Below are 7,772 nucleotides of genomic sequence, written 5' to 3' on the forward strand. Positions count from 1 at the left end.
TGACAATTAAACTAAAATATCGCGTTTGCCATTGGCGCCCATGCCGCTGACAATGCCGTTCTCTTCCATCTGGTCAATAATGCGGGCTGCGCGGTTGTAGCCTAAACTGAATTTGCGCTGCAGCGAAGATGTAGAGGCCTTGCGGGTTTCCAACACAAAAGACACACACTGATCATACAGCGCATCACGGTCTGAGCCGCCATCGCCGTCTTCAAAACCTCGTGAAGTCGGCTCTTCATCATATGGCGTTAAAATTTCATCGACATAATTGGGCTCGCCGCGTTCACGCCACGCATCACAGATCCGGTTGACTTCATCATCTGAAATAAAGGCGCCATGCACACGTTCCGGCTCAATTTTACCGGGCCCAAGGAACAGCATGTCGCCATGGCCCAGCATGTCCTCCGCACCGCCCGCATCCAAAATCGTACGCGAGTCAATTTTACTGTTCACACGCAATGCCACGCGGGTTGGAATATTGGCTTTAATTAAGCCGGTAATCACATCAACCGATGGGCGCTGCGTCGCCAGCAGCAAGTGAATGCCCGCAGCACGCGACTTTTGCGCCAAGCGGGTAATCATTTCTTCAGCTTTTTTGCCCACCTGCATAATCATGTCGGCAAATTCATCCGCCACAATCACAATCGACGGCAAAGGCTCTAAACGCGGCGCACGCTCACCCGCTACAGAATCACTGGCTTTCCATGTTGGATCAATTAAATCTTCACCATTGATCAGCGCTTCTTCTACCTTGCGGTTGTAGTCGGCCAATTTACGGATTTTCAGAAATGACATCAGCTTATAGCGGCGTTCCATTTCATTGACACACCAGTTCAAGGCATTTACAGCATCTTTCATGTCTGTCACAACGGGAGTGAGTAAGTGCGGAATATCGTTATAGTTCGCAAGTTCCAGCTGTTTCGGGTCAATTAAGATGAAGCGCAGCTGGTCTGGCGTATATTTCAGCAGCATCGACAGAATCATCGAGTTCACAGCAACGGACTTACCGGAACCCGTCGTTCCGGCAACCAGCATATGAGGCGCTTTGCCCAAATCTGCAATGACGGGGTTGCCTGAAATATCCTTACCCATTGCCATCGAAAGGATGCTGCTGGGATCGGTAAATGCAGGAATGGTCAATAACTCAATCAACCGCACCATTTCACGCGCGCTGTTCGGCACTTCAATCCCGATATAAGGCTTGCCTGGAATCACTTCGACCACGCGGACGGAAGCCATGGACATTGAACGCGCTAAATCTTTTGAAATATTGGTGACTTTAGATGCCTTTACGCCAGGCGCAAGATCCAATTCAAAACGCGTTACCACAGGCCCCGGCTGCGCCTCGATCACTTTCGCTTTTACGTTGAATTCCTGCAGCTTGATTTCCAGCAATTCAGATAAGCGCGCCAGCTGTTCCGCTGTAAAATTGACTTTCTTATTGGGATCAATCTTGTCCAGCAATTCCAGTCCAGGCAATGGCGGCAAGTCCAAACGCTTTTTGGCAACCTGCATAGCGCGTGACATTGGGCGGCCCATCGCATCGGTCAATGGCGCATCTAAATCAAAATCATCTTCTTCATCAAAATCAACTTCGGCCGGTTTGCCGGCTGTATCTTGCCAGACGTCGCGGAATGCATCCTTATTGACAGCAATCAGCGCTTTTTCATCTTCAGAAATATAAGACTCTGGCACTGCCGCCGGTGGATTGAAATTCGTCTGGATATCTGCTTTCACAAAAGCGGAGGATTGCGCATAACTGCCCGCAGTGCGCGGCGCTGGCTCAACTGCATCAGCCTCATCGACCAGCAAATCGCCCAAATCATCAAAATCGGGTTCTACTGCCGATTTAGGAAATGGCACAGGCTGTACTGCCGCTGCTGCGGGCATGGCTGCAGCGGCGGTAACAGAAGCAGTATTATCTAAAATATGCAGGGCTGACGCAGGAGATGCCGCATTAGCGGCGTGATTGAATGGCGTATGAACATCTGTCGCTGTTTTGCCGTTCGGCACAGCCGCCAAAAGCTCATCAAAGATTTCGTCATCATCCCAATCCACATTTTTTTGCTTTGGCGCTTCTGCGGCTTCAATGCCCGCCTGAGGATGAACCACGTGCTGAAAATGTCCAGCCGGACTGCTTGGCTGCTCTTCTTCGGCAGCCTTCAGCAAAGCGTCGATATCCTGTTTATGGCGCTGATCTTCATTAGAATTCAATGCGCGCCAAACTTCGCCGGTTACGACGACACGCTGGCTGTCTTGCTCTAAACGGTGAGCTTTTTCCAATGTGCGTTCAAATTCTTCATCCTGCTCAGCTTCATCCAGAAAGTCATCAAGCGGCTGATTCTGCGCAGAAGTCCATTCTTTATGCGCAATATCTTCAAACAGGCGTTCAGCTGCGCGGTCACGAACCGCTGGATCAACCTGCACTTCATGATGTTCCGGCGCAGGTGTTACCGCTGCCGCAGGCTTAGCAGCCGCGGTGTCTTTTTTAAGCGGCGGCGCAGTACGGTCAAATGCAGACTCAGATTCTGGCACATTGCGGTAAAACAAATCCTGCAAATATGCTGGGGCAGCTTTTAAAGTGGCCCATGTCCGGTTCCACTTTATACCGAAGGCTAAAGTCAGCAGCAGAATCAAAAAAGCCAGCAAAAAAGGCACAGCGCCGTATACTGTCAGCAGATTTTTTAAACTGCCGCCCAATTCATAGCCGATAATGCCGCCGGAAGAATTATCTAAAGTGTCTGCAGGAACATTCCAGAGCAAAAACAGCAGGCTTGCACTTGCCAGCAGAATAAAGAATTGCGCGGCATAGCGGAATGGGCGGTTCAGAAAACTGTGCGGCCACCAAACCTGTATGGCTTCAGCAAATAAATACACAGGAATAAGCAGGCTGGCCCAGCCCAAGAAACCGAACAGCAGATCGGCAATCCATGCGCCAGCCACGCCGCTTGCGTTTGACACCTGCAAGGTATCACTGGAAATATGCATCCAGCCTGGATCAAAGGGTGTATATGTCACTGTTGCAAGGAACAGATATATCCCAAAAGAGACTAAAAATAATGTCATTACTAAGCGCTGTGCATAAGCACTCGACACCGCTGTCATATACTGTCCTGTAGCCAATTCTTCATGAATGTTTTTGTTTGCTGTTTTGCTTTAAAAAGCCCCGCAATAGCCCATTATTATGCACCCGTTCCTTAAAAAAAGATGCAAGATTATTGATGTATGTTGTTAACTGAAAGCTATATAGCTCAAATCGATTTCAATGATCAGTAATATCGACTTTAATCGCACACATTCGCCATACACTTTCACGTATAATTCCACAAATTTCTATATAAAAAAAGGATGCCGCGGATGAGCGCTCGTCACTCACGTTTGATTATTCTTGGTTCTGGCCCTGCCGGCTACAGCGCTGCAGTTTACGCTGCCCGCGCCAATTTAAAGCCAACACTGATTGCCGGCCTGCAGCTTGGCGGTCAGCTGACCACAACCACTGAAGTGGATAACTGGCCGGGCGACCCTGAAGGCTTAACAGGCCCTGCCCTGATGGAACGCATGCAGGCGCATGCTGAACGCTTCGGCACTGAAATTGTCTATGACCATATCAATGAAGTTGATTTAAGCGTCCGTCCATTTGTACTTAAAGGCGACATGGATGAATTCACCTGCGATGCACTGATCATTGCAACTGGCGCAACCGCACAGTATCTAGGTCTTGAATCTGAAGCAGCATTTATGGGCCAAGGCGTCAGCGCCTGCGCAACCTGTGACGGTTTCTTCTATAAAAATCAGAAAGTGATGGTGGTAGGCGGCGGCAACACTGCAGTTGAAGAGGCGCTGTATCTATCCAATATCGCTTCGCACGTTACGCTGGTTCACCGCCGTGATTCGCTGCGTTCTGAAAAGATTCTGCAGGATCATCTTTTTGAAAAAGAAAAAGAAGGCAAAATCAGCATTATCTGGAATCACCAAGTGGATGAAGTACTGGGCGATGCACAGTCTGGCGTAACAGCTATCCGCCTGAAATCAACTCAAGATGACTCGACTCAAACGGTTGATGTAACCGGCATGTTCGTTGCCATTGGCCATAAGCCAAACAGTGAAATGTTTGCGGGTCAATTGAATTTGCGTGACGGCTATATTCAAGTGCAAAGCGGAACAGCCGGCAATGCCACTCAAACCTCGATTCAAGGCGTTTACGCAGCGGGCGATATTGCTGACAGCGTTTACCGTCAAGCGATTACTTCTGCAGGTTCAGGCTGCATGGCGGCTCTAGATGCAGAAAAATATTTAGATGCGCTTTAATCTTAGAGCCATTTCAGGCTGAATCAAAAAACCGCCGTTAACGGCGGTTTTTTTATGTATCATCCCCTATACAACTACATTTAAACCGTGCCCATATGATGCATAATTTGCCGCCTTCAGAATATATTTTCCCCGATCTGGCTGAGGCAGATCCCGATGGCCAAGGACTGATCTGCATTGGCGCCGACCTCTCCCCTGCCACCCTGTTTGAAGCCTACAGCCATGGCTTATTTCCCTGGTTTTCCGCAGGTGAGCCAATTTGCTGGTGGAGTCCGGAACCGCGCTGCATCATCCGCCCGCAGGATTATCATCCCAGCAAATCTCTTGTGCGCAGCATGAAAAAGATGGACTATAAAATTACAGTCAATCAGGCTTTTGAAACCGTCATCCGCTCCTGCTCCCTGCCCCGTAGCTATGCCGATGAAACATGGATCAGCGAAGAGATCATTCAAGCCTACTGCCAAATGTTTGATGCCGGCTACGGCTACAGTATTGAAGTCTGGGACAGCGGCAAAGTCGTGGGCGGCTTATATGGCCTTGCCATCGGACATGGCTGTTTTGGTGAATCCATGTTCAGCATGCAAACCGATGTATCCAAGATGGCTTTTTACACCTTAATGCTGCTGGGCCGTGACAATCATCTGCCGTGGATTGACTGCCAGCTGGTCAATGAGCATTTAATCAGCCTAGGCGCCTGTACACTTTCTCGCCATGAATACCTAAAATCGTTACAAGATGTAATAAAACAGCCTGCTATAGATTGGAAAAAGTATCAGGACGGTGTATTTTCAAGTAAAACAATAGCAGAAAATGCTCGGCTCATTGAATAACCGATAGCCGCACCACAAGAATAGCGAGGGATATTTGAAATGAATTCATATCAACCAAAATCCCTACTGAATGAATTGCAGTATTACATTACGCCGCCGCATGGCTGCAGCTATCTGGACAATAAATCTGCACGCATGGTCTTTTTAGATCCTGTTCACCGTATTGATGTGGTGACTCTGTCTGAGCTTTCCCGTATGGGTTTCCGCCGCAGCGGTGATTTTGTATATCGGCCAGAATGCCATTTATGCCGTCAATGCCTCTCCTCCCGTGTTCCAATCCAGCTTTTCAAGATGAACAGCAAACAGAAAAAAGCATGGAAACGCAACCAAGATTTACAGTTAAAAATCAGCCGGCCTCAAGATGCAACAGATGTGCACTATGCCCTTTATGAGCGCTATATCAATGAACGCCACGCTGATGGCGACATGTATCCGCCAAGCCGCGACCAATTTGAAAAATTTCTGATTCACAGCTGCACTGACAGCTTCTTTTTAGAATTATGGAAAGATGACCGCCTGATCAGCGTTTCAACCTGTGATCCGCTGGATGACGGCCTGTCTGCCGTTTACACCTTTTTTGATCCTGATGAAAACCGCCGTTCATTAGGGGTTTTTGCCATCTTAAAACAGATTGAACATGCGAAAAATTTAGACCTGGAATACATCTATTTAGGCTATTGGGTGCCGCATTCCAATAAAATGAACTATAAATCTGACTATATTCCGCTGGAGCTTTTGCTTGATGGGCAATGGCGCAGGCTCAACCGCGCGCTCACTGCTGAAGAAATCGCGCAGCTGGGGGATTCCCTGATGACCACTTTGCCGTCTGGCTGGAACAGCCCGATTATTAAATAACGACGGGCTGCGATCGTTATTGAATTTCAACAACATGCTAAATAAATCGGCAAGGCCTAACTGAATAATTTGGAAAAATCATCGCTGCAGGCTTTCACCATGATAATCGCATGCTCGCGGCCGCCATCCGGTTTGGGATAATAATTTTTGCGCAAATCGATTTGATGAAAATCTGCTTTTTCATACAGTTTGATTGCAGGGGTATTGCTTTCACGCACTTCAAGAAAAATTTGCAGCGGATTATTTTTCAACATGGCGGCTGATTCTTCCAAAAGCTGATAGCCCAGCCCCTTGCCTTGCTGATTGGGATGAATGGCCATCAGCAATAAATTTGCTTCATCCAGCACGGGCTGCAATATGCAGAAGCCCAGCACTTGGCCATGCAATTCAATTACTGTGCATTGATAGGCATCTACAGCTTCTTCAAACTGTTTTTTGCTCCAAGGATGGCTTTGTACTAATCTTTCAATTTCTGCAGCCGATGCAATATCCGCAGCATTCATCAAACGAATCATCTTCGTTTATCTTTTATCATAATAGGAATATCAAATTATAAAAACTTTCTTAAAAAAATCGAGCAAAAAAAAGAGCGATTTGCATCGCTCAACACATTAAAAAAACCACAGCTTAAAACTTAAAAACCTAATTTCGCTTTCCAGCTCATCAATATCTGATCAGTATCCAAATCATTCGGATGAAATCCTGGACGGAAATACACCAGCATTTCTTTCCACATTCCGGTAATCACCCCTTTTGATGGGCTGTAGCCATAAGTATAAATATCTTTCAATGACTGAAAATTCAGCTGCTTGTCATCCTGCAGCAGGCGAAGCACAAAATAGCTTTGCACAAAGAACAAAGTCACCATGGCGCCGACCAGCGAACCTGTTCGCAGCGCATAGGCTTTTAGGCCTTTGCCAAAGACACCCTCAAAAACATCATAAGCTACGGCTTTGTGCTCATTCTCTTCAATCGCATGCCATAACCACATGGTTTTCATGGTTTCATCAGTCATCAGCTCTTGAATATGCTGATTGGTCAGCAATTGCGATGCGATAGTCGCTGTAAAGTGCTCTAAGGCTGTAGTCGCGGTTAAATCAACCATTTCCTGCGTAATGCCGACGGGCTTGCCAATCAAAGCAAAGACCTTGCGCGTACGCTGAATCACGCGGTCTGTAATTTGATCCAAACGGTCGACATCGTGGCCAAATTTTTGAGCTGATGCATTAAAGCCCACATGCTCCTGAGTATGCATGGCTTCCTGACCAATAAATGCGCTGATTTCTTTTTGAAGCGCCTCATTGTCTTTTATAGCTGGGTGCTGACGCACAGCGCGCACACTGTCAATAAAAAACTTTTCACCTGCGGGAAATAATGCAGACAAGCCTGTCATAAAATGGGTCAAGCCTGCTGAACCATCCATCCAGTATTCCGGCACCGAATCAAAATCAAAATTCATGCGGCGGACTGGGAAGCTTGCGCCAGCACGGTTGGTAATTTTCACTTTAGCATTCATCTTACTGCTCCTTTTAAGCAAGCAACTTACTTAAAACTTATATTTGTTTTCATAGTTTTATCTTACGTTTTTCTCATTTTTCGTTAAGTGCAGTTAAGGACAGCGAATTATCAGTTAAGGACAGCTTGTGAAAATTTTGTCTGACAATTTCTAGTATAGAAGTATTCAGCAATAAAAAAAGCGCCCCGAAGGGGCGCTTTTTTTCACACAATCAGATGATTATGCAGTAACTTTAGCCACTACACCAGCACCAACTGTACGGC

6 protein-coding genes are annotated in these 7,772 nt (G+C 47.0%); 3 read left to right on the forward strand and 3 right to left on the reverse strand.

The window, feature by feature from the left end; all coding sequences use genetic code 11:
• Positions 1 to 6: 6 nt before the first annotated feature.
• Positions 7 to 3,105, reverse strand: a complete 3,099-nt coding sequence (locus OKC24_RS13415) for a DNA translocase FtsK (RefSeq protein ID WP_130147204.1) — start codon at positions 3,103 to 3,105, stop codon at positions 7 to 9.
• Between the two features lie 252 nt (positions 3,106 to 3,357).
• Between OKC24_RS13415 and trxB the strand changes: the two genes are divergently transcribed.
• The 3 genes from trxB to OKC24_RS13430 all read left to right on the forward strand — a co-directional run bounded on the left by trxB (position 3,358) and on the right by OKC24_RS13430 (position 5,993).
• Positions 3,358 to 4,308: a thioredoxin-disulfide reductase gene (gene trxB / locus OKC24_RS13420; protein WP_130147202.1), complete on the forward strand. Its 951-nt coding sequence runs from the start codon at positions 3,358 to 3,360 to the stop codon at positions 4,306 to 4,308.
• A 98-nt stretch (positions 4,309 to 4,406) separates the two neighbouring features.
• Positions 4,407 to 5,138, forward strand: a complete 732-nt coding sequence (gene aat / locus OKC24_RS13425; RefSeq protein ID WP_131277823.1) for a leucyl/phenylalanyl-tRNA--protein transferase — start codon at positions 4,407 to 4,409, stop codon at positions 5,136 to 5,138.
• A gap of 39 nt (positions 5,139 to 5,177) precedes the next feature.
• On the forward strand, positions 5,178 to 5,993 hold the full coding sequence (locus tag OKC24_RS13430) for an arginyltransferase (RefSeq protein ID WP_131277821.1): 816 nt from the start codon (positions 5,178 to 5,180) through the stop codon (positions 5,991 to 5,993).
• 56 nt (positions 5,994 to 6,049) lie between these two features.
• On the opposite strand, the gene rimI is transcribed toward OKC24_RS13430, so the two are convergent.
• Positions 6,050 to 6,508, reverse strand: coding sequence for a ribosomal protein S18-alanine N-acetyltransferase (gene rimI, locus OKC24_RS13435; protein WP_131277819.1), 459 nt, complete (start codon positions 6,506 to 6,508; stop codon positions 6,050 to 6,052).
• A 119-nt stretch (positions 6,509 to 6,627) separates the two neighbouring features.
• Positions 6,628 to 7,509 carry a metal-dependent hydrolase gene (locus tag OKC24_RS13440; RefSeq protein WP_131277817.1) on the reverse strand — a complete coding sequence of 294 codons (882 nt, stop codon included), beginning with the start codon at positions 7,507 to 7,509 and terminating at the stop codon, positions 6,628 to 6,630.
• Positions 7,510 to 7,772 lie beyond the last annotated feature (263 nt).

This window comes from Acinetobacter entericus, assembly GCF_026168575.1.
GTDB classification, from domain to species: domain Bacteria; phylum Pseudomonadota; class Gammaproteobacteria; order Pseudomonadales; family Moraxellaceae; genus Acinetobacter; species Acinetobacter bouvetii.